Genomic DNA, 20,493 nt, shown 5'->3' on the forward strand with positions numbered 1-20,493 from the left:
CAACACAAACAAGGAGTTGACCGCCATGGACCTCATCAGACTGCTGGACCAGATCGACAGCCTCGTTTGGGGCCCCCCCTTGCTCATCCTGCTCGTCGGCACCGGCATCTTCCTGACCATCCGGCTCGGCCTCCTGCAGGTCACCTGCCTGCCTCTGGCGCTTCGCTTGATCTTCACCGCCAAAAATGACGGCGACGGCGATGTGAACAGCTTCGGCGCCCTCTGCACGGCCCTCGCCGCCACCGTCGGTACGGGGAACATCGTCGGCGTGGCCACCGCCATCAAGGCCGGCGGACCGGGCGCCCTCTTCTGGATGTGGGTGGCCGCCTTCTTCGGCATGGCGACGAAATACGCCGAAGGCCTCCTGGCCGTCAAGTATCGTTCCGTCGACGCCAACGGGCAGATCTCCGGCGGTCCCATGTACTACATCGTCAACGGCCTCGGCGCCAAGTACAAACCGCTTGCCATCATGTTTGCCGCCAGCGGCGTTCTCGTCGCCTTTTTCGGCATCGGCACCTTCCCTCAGGTCAATGCCATCGTCACAATCACAGCGTCGGGCCTGGGCATCCCCATCCCGGTCACGGCCGCCGTCATCACTCTGCTTGTGGCGCTGATCACCTTAGGTGGTTTAAAAAGCATCGCCAAGGTCTCTGAAAAGATTGTCCCCTTTATGGCGATCTTCTACATCCTCATCAGCATCGGCGTCCTTGTCATCTACGCCGATCGACTGCCCCAGGCCATCCAACTGGTCATCAGCAGCGCATTCACCGGCTCGGCCGCTACCGGCGGCTTCTTGGGCGCCACGGTGATGATGGCGATCCGCAACGGCGTCGCCCGAGGCGTTTTCTCCAACGAATCGGGCCTCGGCAGCGCCCCCATCGCCGCTGCAGCCGCGAAGACCAAATGGCCGGCTGAACAGGGCCTCATCTCTATGACAGGTACCTTCATCGACACGATCATCATCTGCACCATGACCGGTCTGGTGCTCATCGTCACCGGCGCCTGGTCGGGCGACCTGGCTGGATCGGCCATGACCCAAGCCGCCTTTGTCGCCGGCTTCCCTCTCCTCGGCAAGGTCATGCTGACGCTGGGGCTGGTCCTCTTCGCCTTCACCACCATCCTCGGCTGGAACTATTACGGCGAGCGCTGTTGCGAGTACCTCTTCGGCGTCAAGGGGATCATGCCCTACCGGGTCATCTTCATCATCCTTGTCGCCGCCGGCGCCTTCCTGAAGCTAGAAGCCATCTGGCTCCTCGCTGACATCGTCAACGGCCTCATGGCCATCCCCAACCTGATCGCCCTGCTCGGCCTCTCCGGCGTCGTCATCGCCGAGACGAAGCGCTACCTGAATCACCTGCACGCGCAGGAGAAAGGGCAGGTCAATCGGGGGCAAGGCCCATTGAAACAACGGGTAGCTGAGAAATAGAATCCGCGGTCGCTGACACCGCGGAATGATAAAGATCAGAAAGGTCAAAGCCCTTGCCGGGTGAGTGGATTATTGACGGCAAGGGCGTCATCGTTGCCCCTCGTCGGATAGCCGTGTTTTTTCCGCAGATAGCTGATCTCCTGGAGCCCGCACCCCCCCGAATCACAGTCGATACAATCGAGGCAGTGGGTGAAGTCAAATCCGGCTGTGAAAGGGCAGACGGCGATGCAGTTGGCGCAACTGTGACCGTTCTCCTGCCAGAAGCGCAAGCAGGATTCTGCGTCGATGGTCCACTTTTCCACTCCGGGGTTGTTGTTGGCGCAAGCGACCTCGAAGGACGGTTCGCCAGTGCTGATCGACCTCGACGGGCAATGGTCCGCACAGGCCAGACAGTTGCGGCAAAAACGGGCGATGCCGAAATCGACAGGAGAATCGGCTAGGAGGGGCATATTCGTCAAGACCTTGCACAGCCGCACATTGGAGCCGAATTCCGGCGTGATCAACAAACCGTGCCGGCCCAGTTCGCCGAGCCCGGCGTCGATGGCCAAGGGGATGCTCAACGCTGTGTCGTTCATGCAGGGGATGGCCCTATAGCCGAGGGAACGGATAAACTCCGCCAGCGATACGGCGGTGATAGCCATGCGTGAATAACCCAACGAGGCGGCGGTGCTGCCGGCTGTGGCCGGGGACTCTTCGATCAGCTCCCGGTTCATCGCCAGGGCAATCACGATGGCTGTCTGCACGGAGGCGGGAATGACGAAGCGGTCCCTTTCTTCGGAAGGTTCGTCGACATCCTCGAAGACGAAAGGTTTCTCCAGGTCTTTCGCATAGACCCACTTCGGATCCAGCCGAGCCACCCCAACCAAGTCGGCGCCGTACAGGCGTGCCTGCGCCTTCACGACTCGCGTCATGTCGCCGGTGCTGGCCTCCCATTTATCGCGATGGAGCGCTTCGGGAATGAAGAGGGGTTTCCAGTTTAAAAACCGGCTGTTCGGAAAGCCGTAAGCGCCCAGGATCAGATTGAGCGCGTTGGCGCCCAGGTCGGCGGCGTAGTCCAGCCGGCTCTTTCCTGGGACATCGCTGTAGATATTCGCCATCATGCTGGCAAACATCTTCTCCGTGAAGTGCAGAATGCCTTTCTTGCCTGTGTCTTGCATGCCCACGGTGACAAAGGCTTGGTCTTCCACGGAAAAACGCCGGTAACGGCTTGCGTCGATGCGGTGAGCGGGGTCTTTGCGGTGATGGCGCTCTCTCGGAATCATTGCCTGCTCCCCCTCAGCAAAAAAGTTGTCTGACGCAAAAAAGATGTGACATAGGTCAATCTTTCGACGAAAACACCAGATTCCTGCTTGTCCCGAAAGGGAATTTGCACATTGGGCGACACTCGGCTACTTGTTCAGCACGGTGAAACCGTATTTTTCAAAGACAACCTTCGCAGCAGGCCCTTCAAGGTACGTCAAAAACTCCTCGGCGTCCGTGGCGTTCTTGCTCTCTTTCAACACTGCTCCCGGGTAGAGGACCGGCGAATGGGAACCTTCCGGTGCCTGAGTGACGATCTTGACCTTGTCGGAGGTCTTGGCGTCGGTCTCATAGACGATGCCGGCTTCCGTATTGCCCGTTTCCACATAAGTCAGCACTTGACGGACATCTTTGGCAAAGACCACCTTGTCTTTCACGGCGTCAGCCAGGGCCAGTGTTGTCAATACCTCCTGAGCGTACCTGCCGGCGGGCATGCTCTGAGGTTCGCCGATGGCCAGTTTTTTCACTTTGTCTCCTGCCAGATCGGAAAAGGCGGTGATGGAGGAATCCTTGGGGGCCACCAGGACCACCTTGTTTTTCAGCAGGTTCTTGCGGGTGGTTCTGTCGATGAGGTTCTTGGCTTGCAGATCATCCATCTGTGTGGGTGCTGCGGAGATGAAGATGTCCGCCGGCGCGCCTCGCTCGATCTGTTGCTGCAGGGAACCGGATGGGCCGAAGTTATAGGTGATGGCGACGCCCGTCTTTTCTTTGGCATAGAGATCGCTGATCTCCATCAGGGCGTCCTTCAGGCTGGACGCGGCGGAGACCGTCAGGTTGATGGGGGAAGCCCTGTCCTTAGACGGCGGCGGAGAATTGCACCCTGACAACAGGGTTGCTGCCAAAAAAGTGAGCAGCGTTAAACGGGACAGCCATTTTCTATGTCTCAAGTCCTGCGCCTCCTCTGCGCTCATTGGGTATTGTCACAGTAAAAGCTCCGCCAGTGGGGCTTTATTAAGCCGGTAGCTCGGGGTCTTCTGAGGCGGTGAAAAGCCGTTCGGGATCCAGATGAACCCACCAGGGAAAGGGTCGGTCTTTGAGTCGATTCCAGGATGATTCAGAAAGGTACAGCGACAGAGGAGGCCGCTCTGCGATGGGGTGAAGGCCGACCAAGCCGTCAGCGCCGCCCTTGCGGCCCTTCGTTGGGACGTCTTTGAGGTTCTGCAGCCACTCGAGATGCACCGTCTTCCCCTCCGTCGTGTCGATCACCTGGCCCAATCGGCAGGGAAAGGTATTGACGCCGCCCGGTCCGTCGACGATCTGCAGGTGTCGGGCCCGGATCCCCACGTAGGCCGTCGAGGACGGGGGCGGAGAAGGCAGATGGAGGGTGCAGCCCCAATCGATGGCCTCGATTTGATCCGGGTGATGAGGCGAGAGGATGCGGGCGCGAGACAGGTTCTTGCACCCTGTCAGGCGCGCCGCCGTGACCGTCGGCGGAGACTGAAATATCTCGGCTTTCGAGCCGAAAGCCGAGACGCGCCCTTTTGAGAGCACGAGCAGGCTCTGGCAGACCCGGTAAGCTTCGTCCAGGTTGTGGGTGACGAAGAGGGTGGCGCCTCGGTAATCGGACAGGGTCTTGAGCAGTTCGCTTTCCATCTGGCTGCGCAGATGGTTGTCCAAGGCGGAAAAGGGTTCATCCAACAGCAGCGCGTCGGGATCGACTGACAAAGCGCGGGCCAAGGCCACGCGCTGCTGCTGGCCGCCCGACAGCTGACCGGGGAAGCGATCCTCTAACCCCTCCAGTTGGAACTGGAGGATTTTTTCTCTCAGCCGCCGTCTCCGCTCTTCCACAGAGAGGTTGAGATACTGCAAGCCGAAGAGGATGTTCTCAGCGACCGTCATATGGGGGAAGAGGGCGTAATCTTGAAACAAAAAGCCGACCTTGCGCATGCGGCTGGGCAGATTGATACCCTTTTCCGCGTCAAAGAGCACCCGGCCGTTCAGGGTGATCCGTCCTCGATCGGGCGTCTCAATGCCGGCGATGCAGCGCAGGATCACCGTTTTTCCCGAACCGGAGGCGCCAAGCAGGCCGAGCGCCTCTTTGGCAGTGGCAAAGCTCACTCGGAGAGAGAAGCCGGGAAATCTTTTTTCGATATCGACCGATAGCTCCATTGCAACCGCCCCTTTGCCTGGAGGCGGGCTGTCAGCGCCGCCTGAATTTTGTTCCACTCGTTGATCAGCAGGATGACGCCCAGCGAGATGGTGACGATGACGCCGACCCAGAGGAAGGCGCGATCCATATCGCCGCCCTCGGCGGCGAAGAAGATGGCTACAGGGATGGTCTGAGTCCTCCCCGGGATGTTGCCAGCCAGCATGAGCGTAGCGCCGAACTCGCCCAGCGCGCGGGCGAAAGAGAGGATGACGCCGGCGACGATGCCCGGCCAGGCAAGGGGAACGGTGATCCGCCAGAAGACGGTCCACTCATCGGCGCCGAGGGTCCGGGCGGCGTGCAGGCAGTTAGGGCTCACCTGTTCAAAAGCGCCGCGGGCCGTCTTATACATGAGCGGGAAGGCGACCGTCGTCGCCGCGATCACCGTGGCCGTCCAGGAGAAGATGATTGACGTGTCCAACTGGTGCAGGAAATGCCCGATGGGACCGTTCTTCCCGAAGAGCAGAAGCAGGAAAAATCCGACCACCGTCGGCGGCAGCACCAGCGGCAGGGTCAACAGGCCGTCGATCAGGTTTTTTCCTCTTCCCGTATAGGCGACCATCCAACGGGCGGTGGCGATGCCGAGGAAAAAGGTGATCACTGTGGAGACCGTTGCTGTTTTTAATGAGATCCAGATAGGCGCCATGTCAATAGCCATGTCCATGCCTCCTACACAATACCACGACTGCGGAGATAAACAAAAACGACGAGGTTCAGGTTTCTGTACAGTTTGAACAGAAACGACGAATCTCGCCGTCGAGCGCCGGATGAAAAAACCACTAAAACAATGTTTTGATAAAATCTTAAGGGAAAAGAAGACACCTGTCAAGCACCGAAAGGGACGCACCGTGCCATCAGGGCGGCAAGACCGTTTGCAGCATCCGGTCCGGGATAGGCGCTGTTGAGGAAGCGGTCTGCACAACAATACTGCACATATAAATGAAGCAAGGAGAAGCGGACTGTCCTCTGTGGAGGGACAATCCGCTTCTCCTTGATCAGGAGAGCCCTCTGTTCGGAATCACTTAGCTTTTTTCGGAATAAAGGTTTCGCAGGCCGTATCGTCGGAGATGCTGGTCATGTGATCGGCCACGCGGGAACGGACCTGAATCGTCGACGCCTGGCAGGTTTCGCTGTTATTGTAGTGGCATTCCTCTACGTTGCATCTGATGTGTGACAAAACGCTCACCTCCTCCGACGGTAGCATACCCCTGCCAGAGCCTTTTATTCGATCAATTCCCCGGTGATCGTTATGGAATTAGCCGGCCCACCGGTCGCCATCTATAGGATCTGTGCTTCCCTGCCGGTGGGTTTTCTTTTTTGGCGGTCATTGATCAGCCATCCGGCGACTAGGACGATGGCGGCGATCAAGGCGGCGACGAAGTTTTCGTTGAGGAGAAGCGGTGGAATGCCCCAGCCCTTTAGGCTCGATAGGAGGACCGGATCGTGAATCAGCAGCTTGCCGGCTGTCCAACCTAAAATGCCGGCGCCGGCGTAGAGGATGATCGTATAACGGTCGAGGAGGGCCAGGAAGAGGCGGCTGCCGTAAACGACGAGGGGGATGCTGACGAGCAGGCCGAACCAGAGCAGGCCCGGTTTGCCCTGAGACATGCCGGCCACTGCGACGACATTGTCGAGGGACATGACGGCATCTGCCAGGACGATCGTTCTGACCGTCTGCCATAGGCGGTTGGGGGCGTTCACATCGTTATGATCGTTCTCTTGAATCAGTAGTTTGACGGCGATCCAGAGGAGGAGCAGGGCGCCGGCAGCCTGCAAGCAAGGGATTTTAAGTAGGAAGATGATGACAGCCCCCAGAACCATCCGCAGTCCGATAGCGCCGGCCGTTCCCCAGATCACGCCCTTGGTCCGCAGTTCCCTCGGCAGGTTCCGGCAAGCCATGGCGATCAGGATCGCGTTGTCGCCGCTCAGGATCAAATCGATGAGGATAATGCTCCCGATGGCCAGCCAAAAGGCGGGATCGGAAAAATCGTTCCATGTTATTCCGCTGATGCTTCCTAGGAATTCCAACATGCGCACTCCCTTTATTCTTCACTGGCTGATGGAAAAGACCTTTGAGCCAAAGTAAACACTTTGAATCAAAGGTCTTGCTTTTTACCTCGGCCAGCCGGCTTACTCCCCACTTCCGATTTCCTCCCTGACGCCAAACTTCCGGCATGAATTAGACAAAAATGGTATAAGAATGGAGGCAGCTCAGTAGGCGCGCTTGGGTTTGTCTACTGGAATGTGTATGTTCATCAGCAAGGCGCGATGAGTGCAAGAAGCGGGAAAAAAAGCGGGCAGAAAGAAGGGGGGCTCGTTTTCTCAAGAACGGGGTTGACAAGCTGATGTTTCAGGCGTATATTCCTAAATGAAAATGGTTCTCAAATAACCAGTCGACGAAAGGATGAATGCAACATGTTTGAATGGTTCTTCACCGATGACGTTGCCCAACACAAGATGGAGCAGATGCTCCGGGCCAAATCGCTGGAAACGTCCCAGATCTCGGAATTGAAAAAGCCCTGGAAATTCGGGAGTTGATCAGTGAAACAGCGGAATGACCGTTGTGTGAACATAAAGAGGAGGTCGCCCATCGATATGATGGAGCTACCTCCTCTTTCTATCTAGGCTCTCCGTCTGTATCCGCCGGGAATGGACACGAGGGCGGGAGGCGAAGGCCCGACGAGTCATGGGTCAATCTGTTCGATGGATACTGTCTTCGCATTCTGAACAGCCTTTGGCTTCGACATGAGCAGGGCCGCGCAGAAAGCCGTCACAGGGATGCACAGGATGAGCCCGATCGACCCGGCGGCGGAGCGGATGATCTCGCTGACGATCAGGTCGGAGTTGATGATCTTCAGCACCGGCGTCTGGTAGGCCATCAGCAGGACGAGCAGAGATAAGGCGCCGCCCACATAGGCCAGGATGAGGGTGCTCGACATCATGCCCATCGTGTCGCGGCCCACGTTCATGCCGGCCTGCCAGAGCTCTTTCCTTCCCACAGTCTTATGCACCAGCCGGATCTCCTGGGCCGCCGACGCGACGGTGAGGCTGGTGTCCATGACGGCGCCGAGGCTGCCGATGAGCACGCCGGCGAAGTAGACGCCCTGCAGGTCAAGGGGCGGGCGGTCCGGAATGGCGAGCATCATCGTGGCATATTCAAATTCGATGCCGGTGATGCGCGCCTGCTGCCCTGTCAGGTAAGCGAGGAGCCCGGCGGCGATGACGCCGGCGATGATGCCGGCGATGGCGGCCAGGGATTTGCGATTCACACCGCCGACGAGGGGGGTGCCGATGAGGCCGATGACGGCACAGACAAGGGAACTGACCAGGAGGGGGCTCTGCCCCTGCAATATGGCCGGTAGCAAGACATACCAGATGAGCACGCCTGTCAGGGCTAACGTGACGAGGGCGGCGATGCCGCGGCGTCCGCCGAGGACGACGATAAGTCCCGCGAAGATAGCAGCAACGGTGAAGATGGGGCGGTGACGGATCAGGTCCTGGATAGCCGCGCCCTGCAGGCGCCCCTGGTCGTCCAGGGTGGCATAGACGACCACCTCTTCTCCGGGGTGAAGATAAAGGCCGTTATAAGGGTTCTGCAGGTTGGCGATGTTGCTGATCACCTGGGTTTGCCCCTGAAAAGGCGGATCGAGCAGTTCCACTTGGAGGGTTTGGCGCAGCATGGAAGTTTTTGCGTCAGGTCCGCTGAGCGGATCATCTTCGGGGTATTCAGCCAATATGGAACGGACCTTTCCCTTCAGGTACACCTCCTGCGGCGGCTTCACCTCGTCACGCCAGGTGGTGGCGTCCGAAGAGGCTGCCCTATATGTGTTGGCAGATGTCCTTTCCGATAGGGCAGTCGAGGAGGCGGTTGATGGGGTTGCCGATGTGGGCGTCGATGAGGAAGCTGACGGGGAAGCTGACGGGGAAGCTGACGGGGAAGCCGCAGGCGCAGCCTGGGCGCTGAAGAGGGGTTGTCCACCGAAGATGCATAGGAAGAGAAAGGTTGTCAGACAAAGCCGCCAAAGATGCGAGCCACTGCGGGGCCGGGGAAGATTCAACGGTCACGCCCTCCTTAGAAGATACGCCAAATCTATGTAACTCTCATTATAGCATTACCGGCCTGATGATGATTTTAATTTAGACAAACATGCCCCGCCACGGGGCGCTCAAGAGGACGAAAACAGAATTTGTCGAATCACCCCACATACGGTTGGCGAAGAGAGGTCGTAATACTATGGTGCGTTACAGCCCGATGCTTAGACGGACCTCAGCAGCCTGGTGCACTCCAGATTGTCGCTCCGCAAGGAAGCACGTAGGGTAGATTACATCCAAGAGGTTGTTGCACCGACCGTACGAAATATCTCCGAACGGGAGAGTGGGGCCGATGCAAGTTGTTTATCAACGGTGCTGTGGGTTAGATGTTCATAAAAAGAAGATCGTTGCCTGTGTAATTACCCCGGAAGGCAAAGAACTACAGACGCTTGGAACAATGACAGAAGATTTCAAATCTTTGGTTCAATGGCTGCAAAGCAAGGAATGTCCAATCGTGGCGATGGAAAGCACAGGTGTGTACTGGAAGCCTGTTTATAATCTGTTGGAATTATTCGGGATTGAAGCTTGGGTGGTCAATGCGCAACATATTAAAATGGTTCCTGGGCGAAAGACGGACGTTAAAGATGCGGAGTGGATTGCGAGCTTGATGCGGCACGGGCTTCTGAAACAGTTGAAACATCTTGACTACCTGGATGAGCAAATCAAACGATTGGATCATGCCGTAGCTCGCAAATGAACATGGCGGAAGAATTGCTCCAGCTCCTTGATACCATACCGGGTGTGGGTCGTCGTACAGCAGAGCATCTGCTGGGGGAGGTCGGACTCGATATGTCCCGATTTCCCGACGCGGCGCATTTAGCCTCTTGGGCGGGTATGGCCCAGGGAATAACGAAAGTGCCGGAAAGCGAAAGTCCGGGAGGACACGTAAGGGAAATAAGCATCTTCGCAGCGCATTGGTCGAAGCAGGGCGTGCAGCAGCTAGAACGAAAGATACCTTTCTTTCCGCCATGTACCACCGAATCGCGGCTCGACGTGGAAAAAACCGAGCGGCCCTCGCGGTGGGACATCGAATTCTCGTGATCTTCTATCACAGTGTTACAAATCGTGAACCGTATAAAGAGCTCGGGGCAAATTATCATGACCAGCGGCGAAAGCAGTCTGTGGTGAATCGGACCGTGAAACGTCTTGAAGCCATGGGATATAAGGTAACGATTGAGGAAACCGGTTCAACCCCCTAATTCTAGAGCGTAGACCCCTTATTCGCTGTTTTTCGTAGAGTCTCACAAAATTGACGATTGCGCTGATTCGGGGGGCTGCCGTCACCGCCTCTTACAGGGTCCTATACAGACCAACGTCTATCAAGGGCAAGGGCTTCGCCACGCCTTCAGCGTCCCTTGACAGACGTCGGCCTGTATAGGGAACGTCAATTAGGCGGTCGACGTCGGGCTTTGCGCTTTAGCCTGCCTGGTCTATAGTGCGGCACCTATGCTACAGTGTGACAATAAAAGCGGGTACGTTCCCATCCGCCAGCTGTCGACAAAACTCCGCAGGGGACATATTGTAGAGGCTGCCGTGGATTCGCCTCTGGTTATAAAAGTCAATGTATTCTCCAACCACTTGGTAGGCGTCTTGGTAGGATTCAAAGGTATGCTTGATGTAGCACTCGCGTTCCAGATTTGCATGAAACGATTCGATATGGGCGTTTTTGTTCGGCGTCTTTGGGGGAATTCGTTCGTGTTCAACCTGGTATTGTTCGCACGTTTCCTCAAACACACGGCTGATAAACTGCGATCCATTGTCGGTTCGCACAATTGGCTTCTTTTCTTTTTCAAAGCAGTTTCGTTTCCACAACGCCCGTTTCAGCGTATTGGCTGCGTCAGCACCTTCACAATTTAACCCGATGTGGTAATCTACAATAGAGCGATCATAGACATCGATGAGCGACATGAGATAGAAGAAGCGATCTTCACCGGCGATGTAGCCGTATTTGATGTCCATCTCCCAAAGTTCGTTGGAGGCGGTAATGGTTCGGTTGCGCGCCATCCGGCGCGGATGTTTGGCCTTGATCTGGCGTTGTGGCGATAGGATGTCTAACTCTTTGCATAGTCGATAGGTTTTTTTATGGTTGATGATCAACTGATGCTGTTTATGAAGGCAGAGCCCCAGCTTTCGATATCCGTAGACGCTTTCTTCGCCAGCGATGAGCTCCATCAGGTATTCCTTGATTTGTTCATCGCTGATTCGCTTTCCGTCTTGTGTCCATGAATACCCTGGTTGCGGCCGTCCGCCATTGTTTGTGCGCTCTTTCGGTTCTCTCTGTAGACGTTGGCGCCGAGCGTAGTAGGTGGCTTCGTGAATGCCGATGACACGCAAGATAAAGGCAGCGCTGGCTTCCTCCCGAGCTACCCATTCATCGGCAACTTCTAATTTTTCCGATAGCTCGGGTTCTTCTTTTTTATTAAATCTTGCAATATTTGGATTTCTAATGTCTTTTCGCCGAGTAGCTTTTTCAGTGCTATGTTTTCGGATTCCAATCGCTTAAATTCTTGTGAGGACGGCACATACGGAGCAATTTGTTTTGCCTCCGCCGGTGCTTCTTGGAAGCCCTTGTGCTGTGATTCTCGAATCCAGTAATACAGCCGTTTCGGATCGATCCCATGTCGGCGGGCCACTTGTGTTGCATTTCCCGCTTCCATGGCTTCTTGGATCAGCTGTTCCTTCAGTTCTTTTGGGTATCGATTTCGTCTCATATTCTTGACCCCTCCATGTGTTCTCATTGTAGCCCACTAGGGGGTCTTTGCTCAAATTTAATTAGGGGGCTTGATAGATAAAAGCCGAATTGGTATCGTTCTTGAAGCAGTTGCCTTAAGGGTCGCTAATTTGTCTGGTGTTATTTGGATTGCGTAGGTTCTGCTATCCAGCCTTAAAAGAATAATTTTACATTGGAAAACAAAGACAAAGTAGCGAATTATGTGGTAACATATTTAGGGGGTGAAGATTAACGTGTAGATTTGAATAGAGGCGATGTATGATTCCCCTGCAAAAAGTAACCCCAGGAGGGTATAAGCTAGGAGGATAACGAAAATCCGAAACCGAACTACCATTCGCAAGCTCTAATTGGAGCTGAATCGGAAAGCAGGAGTGAAATGTCGTGTTTCGGAAAAACACCCAACATAAACAAGAGGAATTATTTAACAGTTTTACAGGAATGAATCCAAAGGTAAAGAAAAGCATGCAAGGCACTTGGGCGCCCTTGTTCTACGAACACGTCTTTTTTCACATCGACGAAACCCCCTTCGCTGTTCTATACAGCAGCCACAATGGGCGTCCGAACTTTCCGATCAACATCCTGCTTTCCCTCGAGTTCATTAAACATATGAAAGACTACACCGACGAAGAGATCCTGGAACAGTTCCATTTCAACTTTCAGGTCATGTATGCCCTCGGCATCCGCAATCTGGGCGAAGTGTACCTGGCCGAGCGCACCCTCTATGAGTTCCGCCGCCGCCTTTATGAGTACACCATCAGCCACCCCGAACAAGAAGATCTTATCTTCCGTCAGTTTCGAAAGCTGACAGAACATTTTATGACCATCGCGGGAATCGCAAGCCGAGAACAGCCTATGGATTCGACGCAGGTTCAGACCAACATCAAGCTCGCCGGTCGTCTTTCCCTTGCCTTTGACGTCGTTGAAAAAGCTGTGCGTGAATGTCCGGCCGCCCATTTGCCGGAAGCACTGAAACCTTTTGCCGAACCCGGTTTCCGGAACCAATTCCTCTATCGTTGCAAGACCAAAGAGACGCTGGGACGCATCCAGGAGATGCTGAATCAGTGCGCCCTGCTATTGGACATTGCCGAAGCACACCCGGAAAGCCTGCGGAAAGAAACGGTTGCTTTGCTCCAACGCTTTCTTCAAGAGCAGGCCACATACCATGCCGAAAAGAAGCAGTGGATCGCCAAAGCCAACAAAGACATCGCAGCAGACGCTATCCAATCAGCCCACGACCCCGACGTGACCTATCGGAAAAAAGGCCGTCAAGGCTATGTGGGTCTTGTAGCGAACGTAGCAGAAACATGCGCGAACGAAAACCCGGTTCAGATGATCACACACTATCAGGTCGAAAAAAACAGCGTCAGTGACACCGAATTGCTAACCCAGAGCATGGAGACTCTCAAAAAAGAAACCGGGCTGACCGATCTGTATGTGGATGGCGCATACTTCAGCAGCAAAACAGAGGAGCTTGCCCAAGAAAACCATGTCTGTATCCACTACACGAATATGACAGGGAGAGAAAGAAAAGCCGAAAAGCTGCCCGTGCTCGCCTTTACCTTCGACAACAACAAAGCCATCGTCTCTTGTCCGGCGTGCTACAACCCGCTGGATACATCCTTCGATGAAAAACGAAAAGTTCTCATTGCCGAATTCGAAAGAAGCACCTGCCAAGAGTGTCCGATGCAACCAGCTTGTCCTGTGAAGATTCAATCGAAGAAAGCCACCGTAACCATCAAGCAGTCGTCAATCCTAGCAGCACAAGCGCGCGAACGAACCATGCAGATCAAAAAGGAGCGCTTGGCAGCGACGAGCAAGCGAGCCGCCATTGAAGGCAGCATCTCTTCCATCAAACGAGGACAAGGTGCGGGAAGACTTCGGGTGAGAGGCATTGTCAAAGCAACGTTGGTCTTCGGCATGAAAGTCCTAGGGCACAACTTTCGTCAACTGCTCCGATGCTTCAAGAAAGGGTTTTGCCAAAAACTTACAACAATCTATCGAGAGGACCAAGGGATGAGTGCGCCTATTTGATGGATAAAAAAGGAAATTTGAAAGAAATACGTACTGAGCATATACATATTTAGTCCATAAAATGGGAGATAGACTGCCGTAGAGCCCATTTTATCCCATTTTATATTACAGCAAATTCCAGGCAGGCGGCGAGATTACAAAGGAGCCTCTTGAAAAAGGTTTTTTGCAGGGGAATCATATAAGGGGAGAAAAAACATGAGGAAACGGGTAGTGAGTCTGGCAATCGCATTAACATTACCCTTAAGTATGCTTACGAATTTAACGGCTTACGCTATTGATATGGATAAAATTCCCACTAAGATGAATCCAGGAACAATCATTACTTACAATTTGGGCAAAGAGCCTACGGTATCAGTTGATTCCTCAGTTACTAAAACAACCGTCACCTCCCAAAAATCTAAAAACACAAAAGAGTTTGTAGATGTAGAAGGGCGAGCTGCCGAGGACGCCTATTATAACTCTATTAAGAGGCCGTCTAGAAAATAAGCAAATTCCCTAGCCAGCCCTTGCAAAAGCATGATTTTTTAATACAAACAGCAAAAAACTAGAGTCTTTTTATCGGTCTCACCGGCCCTTTTTGAGGATTTTCCTCAAAAAGGGCAGATCTCCCCCTTGCACCTTATGCGGCTTTTTTGAAAGCAACACCGCGTAAGGCACTCACCTCCAACACCATGGTTGCATTCTTATCATTTCGTAGACGGTTGAGTTTTTGAAAGTTCGCCGCTAACGCGCTGAGCCGGGCGGCATAAGCCAGATTTCGTTTTCCGATACGGCGAACCCGGCGCAGTCCGTAACGGTTGACCAGTTCATTTTGCTTGGCTTCGATGCGGCTGCGAAGACGCATCTGTTCCTTATAGATTTTCGTTTGGGAGTGCTTTGCCGCCTCGAGCATGACACCATAGGCGTTGTGAATAAAAATCGTGCGCCGATGTTTCTTTTCTTTAAAACAGGTCGTGTAACGAGGGCAGTGCTTGCAATCATGGTCCTTGGCGCGAAGCACGAAGTTCTTCCCATCTGCCACTTCCGAATAGGTGGTGATGACTTTTCCTCTCGGGCAGATCAGTTGTGTTTGGTCTTCGGAAACTTGAAATCCCTCGCCCGCGAGGATATCACATTTTGTCTTTGGTGAAAGTGGCGCCACTACGTCAATGCCTTTTTCCTTGAGGGTGACACGGTCATCGCCCGCACCATAGTGGGTATCTCCAATGATCGTCGGGTTTTCTACACAATCGGTGGGAAGCTGATCCGCTAACGGCACCAGACTGGAGCCGTCATAGTCGTTGGCTTTCATGGCCTCGGCGGCGGCGATAAATCCGGAATTTCCGACTTCGACGATGGCCATCTTATACCCGCGCCATTTCGTCTTGCCCTTACAACCGAAACGGGCTTCGCTGTCTACAGCCGAAACTATCATATCTTTGACAGAACCGCCGGGGGCTATCTCAAGAGTTCCATCATCTTTCCGAATGATTCGTTCACGGAGGATACGGCAAAGCAAAAGGGCGTAATGAATGACATCGGGCTTCTTCTTCCACGAAGCCTCCGATGACTCCACGTAGGCCAGCAGTTCGTCAGCCTCGCTGACCACTTCAACAAGCCGTTCCATTTTGGCCTTATCGTCCAGGTTATGCTCTTTCACTTCCGTCACTGTTTCCAGGTAACGTACCGCCCGAGGGGCATGGGGGATTGCATGCCATGGAACACTGTATTGCTTCGCCAAAAGACGCACCAACAGGCGCATGGCTTGGCGGATCAGTTCGATGGTCGTGGGGGCACTGATGGGAGCTATGACATGGGTCGTGTCCGTTATCCAAGGTTCTTTCCCTGTCAAAACGCCCAGGTAGTACATCAACCGGATAAAGCGATCGAGATAGACCTTATCAAGTTCCTTTTGGATGAGCCGTTGCCGGTGGACGCCAAAATTGGCGTGATCAATGCCCGGTTCATCGAGGGCCATTCCTAACGCAAACTTGACCTCGATGTTCACACGTGTCTGTGCTTCCATCCCCCGGTCTGTTTCGCCCAGCATTTCCTGTAACATGCAGGCCATCGTCATCTGCCGGGCCGCATGACTGGGACGTCCGTTGTCAAGGCAATAGAGACCTGTAAAATCCTCCGGTTGTATTAATAGGGGCGCCAATTCACGAAACAGGCGAAAGACGGAATCGGCAGGCACAAGTTGGTCCCAGAGGGCTGCAAAGTCGTAAAAGCTAACTTGGGGGTCCACATCGAATCGAAACAAGGTACATCGCCTCGCTATAAACAGTCTTTGTACCTATATCCTTCGACGCGAAGAGTCGAATTCCCTTTAAATTCCACCAATTTCCATATAAAAACGTCTTGCTTTTTGCCCTCTCTTGAGGGGGTTTTTAGACAGACTCTATTAAAGAATCTGCGAAAAACTTACATGTAGTCAATTTGGGCAACCAGCTTCCGACACCAGTACCGGGTATGGAAGTAATGTACGGTTATGATGGCTTTATAAATCGCGTATACATGAAAGATACATCTTCTGTTTCTGCCGCAGCCACTATACCGACTACCACTGTGCCCTATCCTGGTAGACTTCCTGCCGGGGTATACACTTATGGCACTAATCAAACAATTACTATTACTTCGAGTTCTGTACTTGGAGAAGGTAGATTTACTGTATATCGCGCCGGTGTAGGCGGATCGGGGACCGTAGGTTCAAGCGGCAAAGTACTGGCTGCAGGAGATGTGGCTACTAAAAGGCAGGTAGATAATCCAAGACACAATACAGCTTTAAGTGCAAGAGCCTTGGACACTAATGTTGTCAAAACCGTCTATAAAAATGACATTGGCAGCCTTCCAGATGCCGTATTGGACGTATATTTTTGGGGGTGGAATAATTATTTCTTTGGATACCTATACTCGGACACCTTATCCTTCCCCGGTAGATATTACTATACATTTTAAGCTATACTTGGCACAATGCGCCTATAATGCAAGCCAACGTAGGCACAACTATTTTTAATTATAATACATCAGTGGAGGCCGTCTAGAAAATAAGCAAATTCCTAGCCAGCCCTTGCAAAAGCATGATTTTTTAATACAAACAGCAAAAAACTAGAGTCTTTTTATCGGTCTCACCAGCCCTTTTTGAGGATTTTCCTCAAAAAGGGCAGATCTCCCCCTTGCACCTTATGCGGCTTTTTTGAAAGCAACACCGCGTAAGGCGCTCACCTCCAACACCATGGTTGCATTCTTATCATTTCGTAGACGGTTGAGTTTTTGAAAGTTCGCCGCTAACGCGCTGAGCCGGGCGGCATAAGCCAGATTTCGTTTTCCGATACGGCGAACCCGGCGCAGTCCGTAACGGTTGACCAGTTCATTTTGCTTGGCTTCGATGCGGCTGCGAAGACGCATCTGTTCCTTATAGATTTTCGTTTGGGAGTGCTTTGCCGCCTCGAGCATGACACCATAGGCGTTGTGAATAAAAATCGTGCGCCGATGTTTCTTTTCTTTAAAACAGGTCGTGTAACGAGGGCAGTGCTTGCAATCATGGTCCTTGGCGCGAAGCACGAAGTTCTTCCCATCTGCCACTTCCGAATAGGTGGTGATGACTTTTCCTCTCGGGCAGATCAGTTGTGTTTGGTCTTCGGAAACTTGAAATCCCTCGCCCGCGAGGATATCACATTTTGTCTTTGGTGAAAGTGGCGCCACTACGTCAATGCCTTTTTCCTTGAGGGTGACACGGTCATCGCCCGCACCATAGTGGGTATCTCCAATGATCGTCGGGTTTTCTACACAATCGGTGGGAAGCTGATCCGCTAACGGCACCAGACTGGAGCCGTCATAGTCGTTGGCTTTCATGGCCTCGGCGGCGGCGATAAATCCGGAATTTCCGACTTCGACGATGGCCATCTTATACCCGCGCCATTTCGTCTTGCCCTTACAACCGAAACGGGCTTCGCTGTCTACAGCCGAAACGATCATATCTTTGACAGAACCGCCGGGGGCTATCTCAAGAGTTCCATCATCTTTCCGAATGATTCGTTCACGGAGGATACGGCAAAGCAAAAGGGCGTAATGAATGACATCGGGCTTCTTCTTCCACGAAGCCTCCGATGACTCCACGTAGGCCAGCAGTTCGTCAGCCTCGCTGACCACTTCAACAAGCCGTTCCATTTTGGCCTTATCGTTCAGGTTATGCTCTTTCACTTCCGTCACTGTTTCCAGGTAACGTACCGCCCGAGGGGCATGGGGGATTGCATGCCATGGAACACTGTATTGCTTCGCCAAAAGACGCACCAACAGGCGCATGGCTTGGCGGATCAGTTCGATGGTCGTGGGGGCACTGATGGGAGCTATGACATGGGTCGTGTCCGTTATCCAAGGTTCTTTCCCTGTCAAAACGCCCAGGTAGTACATCAACCGGATAAAGCGATCGAGATAGACCTTATCAAGTTCCTTTTGGATGAGCCGTTGCCGGTGGACGCCAAAATTGGCGTGATCAATGCCCGGTTCATCGAGGGCCATTCCTAACGCAAACTTGACCTCGATGTTCACACGTGTCTGTGCTTCCATCCCCCGGTCTGTTTCGCCCAGCATTTCCTGTAACATGCAGGCCATCGTCATCTGCCGGGCCGCATGACTGGGACGTCCGTTGTCAAGGCAATAGAGACCTGTAAAATCCTCCGGTTGTATTAATAGGGGCGCCAATTCACGAAACAGGCGAAAGACGGAATCGGCAGGCACAAGTTGGTCCCAGAGGGCTGCAAAGTCGTAAAAGCTAACTTGGGGATCCACATCGAATCGAAACAAGGTACATCGCCTCGCTATAAACAGTCTTTGTACCTATATCCTTCGACGCGAAGAGTCAAATTCCCTTTAAATTCCACCGATTTCCATATAAAAACGTCTTGCTTTTTGCCCTCTCTTGAGGGGGGGGGTAGACAGGCTCCAGTGTTCGGTTAGCCCAACAATAACCAATTTATGACATTTAAAGGATTTGCATGAGTCGTGTCGAATATAAAAATATATTCGATATGGAGGAAAAGCACATGCAAATTCCAAATATTGAACCCGGGTTAATCGAAGAAGCTTTATCTAAGTTATTTCCGAAAGAATGGGTTTCAGAAGTAGCCGCAGAAACGGGCTTCGTTAAGAGAGAAAGGAAAATTAGCCCGGTTGTGTTCCTGTGGGCTCTTGTTTTAGGGTTTGGCGTGGGAGTTCAGCGCACACTGGGTGATTTACGTCGTTCATACATGGAGCAAGCAGGGCATTCTGTCGTTCCCTCTGCCTTTTATGACCGATTTACCCCGGAACTGGTTGAATTTTTAAAGCGTTGCGTGGAAAAAGCCATCGGACATCTAGTGGTTGAGCCGGGGCAAGTCATGAGTGAACGCCTTAAGGATATCCTTGATATCGCTGTGATCGACAGTTCGCTAGTTCGTCTACACGATCAGTTGGCCAAGAAGTGGCCTGGACCCCGAACGAATCATTCTCCCGCTGCGGCAAAGGTCAATATGCTGGTCAGTGTTTTTGGCGCTACCCGGAGCCAAGTCCAGATTGTGGAGGGAACGCGAGGCGAGAGCAAGCTATTATCGATTGGCAGTTGGGTCAAAGATCGAATTCTCCTGTTTGATTTGGGCTACTTCAGCTTTAAGCACTTCGGCAAGATTATGAATGAGAAGGGGTACTTCGTTAGCCGACTCAAGAGCAATAGCAATCCTTTGATTTTACGGTCCTTGATCCAGCATCGTGGACGCACAATTGCCGTAGAAGGAAAACGACTCTTGGATATCAAGGGCAGTTTACGCCGCGAAATCATTGACTTCGAAGTCCTTGTATCCAATAGCCAAAGCAGTAACATGGACTTGGTCAAACGGACTGCTTTACAGTTGCGGGTTGTTGGGATTTTAAACGAAGAAACGAAGGACTATCACTTCTACATCACCAATCTTCCGGCAGAACGATTTCCGGCGGAGGATATTGCCACACTATACCGGGCTCGGTGGACGATCGAACTCTTGTTTAAAGAACTGAAAAGTTACTACCACCTTGAGTCAATTTCCTCCGGAAAGGACTGCATCGTGGAGGCACTACTTTACACAGCATTGCTGACCCTGATTGTAAGCCGACGGATCCTCGGACTGCTTCGCGAACAGTTCCCAGAACATGCTCACCGGATGAAACCGCTACGCTGGGCACGGGTGTTTACCGTTATCGCTGATGATATTCTACGCAATGTTCTGATCTACCAAGGCATTCATCCTAAGGGATACAATCTTCTATTGGGTATCTTTGTTGCGGAAGCGATTGACCCGAATGTTTTGCGAAAAGAGAACTTTCGAGCGTTGATTACATCATTTGCAAAAGGATATTAGCATTGCATAGTTGTTATTGGTCAAACCGCGCTTGTGGAAATTAATGGTTAACCGATCACTCATGTACTCTCCATACAGAAAAAGGCGCCAAAAAAAGCGACGGTAAAAATGGCTGAGGCTTTGATACGGGGTTGTTTGCGACCATCCTTTGCTTGACGGACCATCTGCGAAAAGCCATATACCTTTGAAGCGTACTGCGTAAAATGTTGAATTAGTCGGCCCGCTTTTTTCCGTCAGGTGTTCTACAAAAAATTTCCTGGACTTCTTCGAGTGGCTGTGCTACGCTTTGCACTGAGGATTCCCCCTTTGTTCAGTGTTTTGCTTTGCAACAACTCACTTCGACAAAGGTAACGGGAATCCTTTAAAATTTTATGGAAATTAATCTAATTATATCCATTTCCCCGTGGGAATTGTCGCG

19 protein-coding genes and 1 pseudogene are annotated in these 20,493 nt (G+C 52.9%); 8 read left to right on the forward strand and 12 right to left on the reverse strand.

The genetic code is table 11. From position 1 onward, the window contains the following. Positions 1-25: 25 nt before the first annotated feature. Positions 26-1,426 (forward strand): alanine/glycine:cation symporter family protein, encoded by a 1,401-nt coding sequence (locus HM1_RS07015; protein WP_012282631.1) that lies wholly within the window; start codon positions 26-28, stop codon positions 1,424-1,426. A 44-nt stretch (positions 1,427-1,470) separates the two neighbouring features. Here HM1_RS07015 and HM1_RS07020 read toward each other — a convergent pair whose 3' ends face one another. From HM1_RS07020 to HM1_RS07040, 6 genes are all read right to left on the reverse strand, one after another. Next, positions 1,471-2,688, reverse strand: coding sequence for a reductive dehalogenase (locus HM1_RS07020; protein ID WP_012282632.1), 1,218 nt, complete (start codon positions 2,686-2,688; stop codon positions 1,471-1,473). A gap of 126 nt (positions 2,689-2,814) precedes the next feature. Continuing rightward, complete coding sequence (modA, locus tag HM1_RS07025; RefSeq protein ID WP_012282634.1) at positions 2,815-3,612, reverse strand: molybdate ABC transporter substrate-binding protein; 798 nt, start codon at positions 3,610-3,612, stop codon at positions 2,815-2,817. Between the two features lie 64 nt (positions 3,613-3,676). After that, the gene (locus HM1_RS15935) at positions 3,677-4,834 is read right to left on the reverse strand and encodes a sulfate/molybdate ABC transporter ATP-binding protein (RefSeq protein WP_012282635.1); all 1,158 of its coding nucleotides are present in this window, start codon (positions 4,832-4,834) and stop codon (positions 3,677-3,679) included. Continuing rightward, positions 4,780-5,529 carry a molybdate ABC transporter permease subunit gene (gene modB / locus HM1_RS15940; protein ID WP_012282636.1) on the reverse strand — a complete coding sequence of 250 codons (750 nt, stop codon included), beginning with the start codon at positions 5,527-5,529 and terminating at the stop codon, positions 4,780-4,782. Before modB ends, HM1_RS15935 begins: the two co-directional genes overlap by 55 nt. A 360-nt stretch (positions 5,530-5,889) precedes the next feature. After that, positions 5,890-6,048 (reverse strand): DUF1540 domain-containing protein, encoded by a 159-nt coding sequence (locus HM1_RS15175; protein WP_012282637.1) that lies wholly within the window; start codon positions 6,046-6,048, stop codon positions 5,890-5,892. A 101-nt stretch (positions 6,049-6,149) separates the two neighbouring features. Then, a complete protein-coding gene (locus tag HM1_RS07040) occupies positions 6,150-6,899 on the reverse strand; it encodes a TerC family protein (RefSeq protein WP_236995000.1) in 750 nt (249 codons plus the stop codon). 387 nt (positions 6,900-7,286) lie between these two features. On the opposite strand from HM1_RS07040, the gene HM1_RS16365 reads away from it, so the two are divergent. Beyond that, positions 7,287-7,409: a hypothetical protein gene (locus tag HM1_RS16365; protein ID WP_012282639.1), complete on the forward strand. Its 123-nt coding sequence runs from the start codon at positions 7,287-7,289 to the stop codon at positions 7,407-7,409. A 146-nt stretch (positions 7,410-7,555) separates the two neighbouring features. Here the strand turns inward: HM1_RS16365 and HM1_RS07045 are convergent, their stop codons facing one another. Next, positions 7,556-8,653 carry a YibE/F family protein gene (locus HM1_RS07045; RefSeq protein ID WP_012282640.1) on the reverse strand — a complete coding sequence of 366 codons (1,098 nt, stop codon included), beginning with the start codon at positions 8,651-8,653 and terminating at the stop codon, positions 7,556-7,558. Between the two features lie 37 nt (positions 8,654-8,690). Further along, positions 8,691-8,936, reverse strand: coding sequence for a hypothetical protein (locus HM1_RS15760; RefSeq protein ID WP_187147756.1), 246 nt, complete (start codon positions 8,934-8,936; stop codon positions 8,691-8,693). A 319-nt stretch (positions 8,937-9,255) separates the two neighbouring features. Between HM1_RS15760 and HM1_RS16195 the strand changes: the two genes are divergently transcribed. Continuing rightward, positions 9,256-9,660: an IS110 family transposase gene (locus HM1_RS16195; protein ID WP_012282642.1), complete on the forward strand. Its 405-nt coding sequence runs from the start codon at positions 9,256-9,258 to the stop codon at positions 9,658-9,660. A gap of 2 nt (positions 9,661-9,662) precedes the next feature. Then, a pseudogene (locus HM1_RS16550) lies at positions 9,663-10,162 on the forward strand (transposase). Between the two features lie 250 nt (positions 10,163-10,412). Here HM1_RS16550 and HM1_RS07060 read toward each other — a convergent pair. Further along, the gene (locus tag HM1_RS07060; RefSeq protein ID WP_012282645.1) at positions 10,413-11,297 is read right to left on the reverse strand and encodes an IS3 family transposase; all 885 of its coding nucleotides are present in this window, start codon (positions 11,295-11,297) and stop codon (positions 10,413-10,415) included. Positions 11,298-11,347: 50 nt separating this feature from the next. After that, on the reverse strand, positions 11,348-11,674 hold the full coding sequence (locus HM1_RS07065; protein WP_012282646.1) for a transposase: 327 nt from the start codon (positions 11,672-11,674) through the stop codon (positions 11,348-11,350). 401 nt (positions 11,675-12,075) lie between these two features. Between HM1_RS07065 and HM1_RS07070 the strand changes: the two genes are divergently transcribed. Together HM1_RS07070 and HM1_RS15540 are read left to right on the forward strand one after the other, a co-directional pair. After that, complete coding sequence (locus HM1_RS07070) at positions 12,076-13,725, forward strand: transposase (protein ID WP_012282647.1); 1,650 nt, start codon at positions 12,076-12,078, stop codon at positions 13,723-13,725. Between the two features lie 210 nt (positions 13,726-13,935). Further along, a complete protein-coding gene (locus HM1_RS15540) occupies positions 13,936-14,211 on the forward strand; it encodes a hypothetical protein (protein WP_148207101.1) in 276 nt (91 codons plus the stop codon). Between the two features lie 133 nt (positions 14,212-14,344). On the opposite strand, the gene HM1_RS07075 is transcribed toward HM1_RS15540, so the two are convergent. Beyond that, complete coding sequence (locus tag HM1_RS07075) at positions 14,345-15,967, reverse strand: IS1182-like element ISHmo2 family transposase (protein ID WP_012281187.1); 1,623 nt, start codon at positions 15,965-15,967, stop codon at positions 14,345-14,347. A 209-nt stretch (positions 15,968-16,176) separates the two neighbouring features. Here HM1_RS07075 and HM1_RS15545 point away from each other — a divergent pair, with 209 nt between their 5' ends. After that, positions 16,177-16,662 carry a hypothetical protein gene (locus tag HM1_RS15545; RefSeq protein ID WP_148207102.1) on the forward strand — a complete coding sequence of 162 codons (486 nt, stop codon included), beginning with the start codon at positions 16,177-16,179 and terminating at the stop codon, positions 16,660-16,662. A 225-nt stretch (positions 16,663-16,887) separates the two neighbouring features. Here HM1_RS15545 and HM1_RS07080 read toward each other — a convergent pair whose 3' ends face one another. Further along, on the reverse strand, positions 16,888-18,510 hold the full coding sequence (locus HM1_RS07080) for an IS1182-like element ISHmo2 family transposase (RefSeq protein ID WP_012282648.1): 1,623 nt from the start codon (positions 18,508-18,510) through the stop codon (positions 16,888-16,890). A 239-nt stretch (positions 18,511-18,749) separates the two neighbouring features. Between HM1_RS07080 and HM1_RS07085 the strand changes: the two genes are divergently transcribed. After that, entirely contained in the window at positions 18,750-20,075 is a 1,326-nt protein-coding gene (locus tag HM1_RS07085; RefSeq protein WP_012282649.1) for an IS4 family transposase, read from the forward strand. The last annotated feature ends 418 nt before the right edge of the window (positions 20,076-20,493 follow it).

Origin of the sequence: Heliomicrobium modesticaldum Ice1, from assembly GCF_000019165.1 — a bacterium.
GTDB lineage: Bacteria > Bacillota > Desulfitobacteriia > Heliobacteriales > Heliobacteriaceae > Heliomicrobium > Heliomicrobium modesticaldum.

Excerpts from the sequence above, each read along its gene's own strand:
- HM1_RS07020 (WP_012282632.1), bottom strand. The coding sequence starts at position 2,688 with ATGATTCCGAGAGAGCGCCATCACCGCAAAGACCCCGCTCACCGCATC.
- HM1_RS15545 (WP_148207102.1), top strand. The coding sequence starts at position 16,177 with ATGGAAGTAATGTACGGTTATGATGGCTTTATAAATCGCGTATACATG.
- HM1_RS07085 (WP_012282649.1), top strand. The coding sequence starts at position 18,750 with ATGCAAATTCCAAATATTGAACCCGGGTTAATCGAAGAAGCTTTATCT.
- modB (WP_012282636.1), bottom strand. The coding sequence starts at position 5,529 with ATGGCTATTGACATGGCGCCTATCTGGATCTCATTAAAAACAGCAACG.
- HM1_RS15935 (WP_012282635.1), bottom strand. The coding sequence starts at position 4,834 with ATGGAGCTATCGGTCGATATCGAAAAAAGATTTCCCGGCTTCTCTCTC.
- HM1_RS16195 (WP_012282642.1), top strand. The coding sequence starts at position 9,256 with ATGCAAGTTGTTTATCAACGGTGCTGTGGGTTAGATGTTCATAAAAAG.
- HM1_RS07065 (WP_012282646.1), bottom strand. The coding sequence starts at position 11,674 with ATGAGACGAAATCGATACCCAAAAGAACTGAAGGAACAGCTGATCCAA.
- HM1_RS07015 (WP_012282631.1), top strand. The coding sequence starts at position 26 with ATGGACCTCATCAGACTGCTGGACCAGATCGACAGCCTCGTTTGGGGC.
- HM1_RS16365 (WP_012282639.1), top strand. The coding sequence starts at position 7,287 with ATGTTTGAATGGTTCTTCACCGATGACGTTGCCCAACACAAGATGGAG.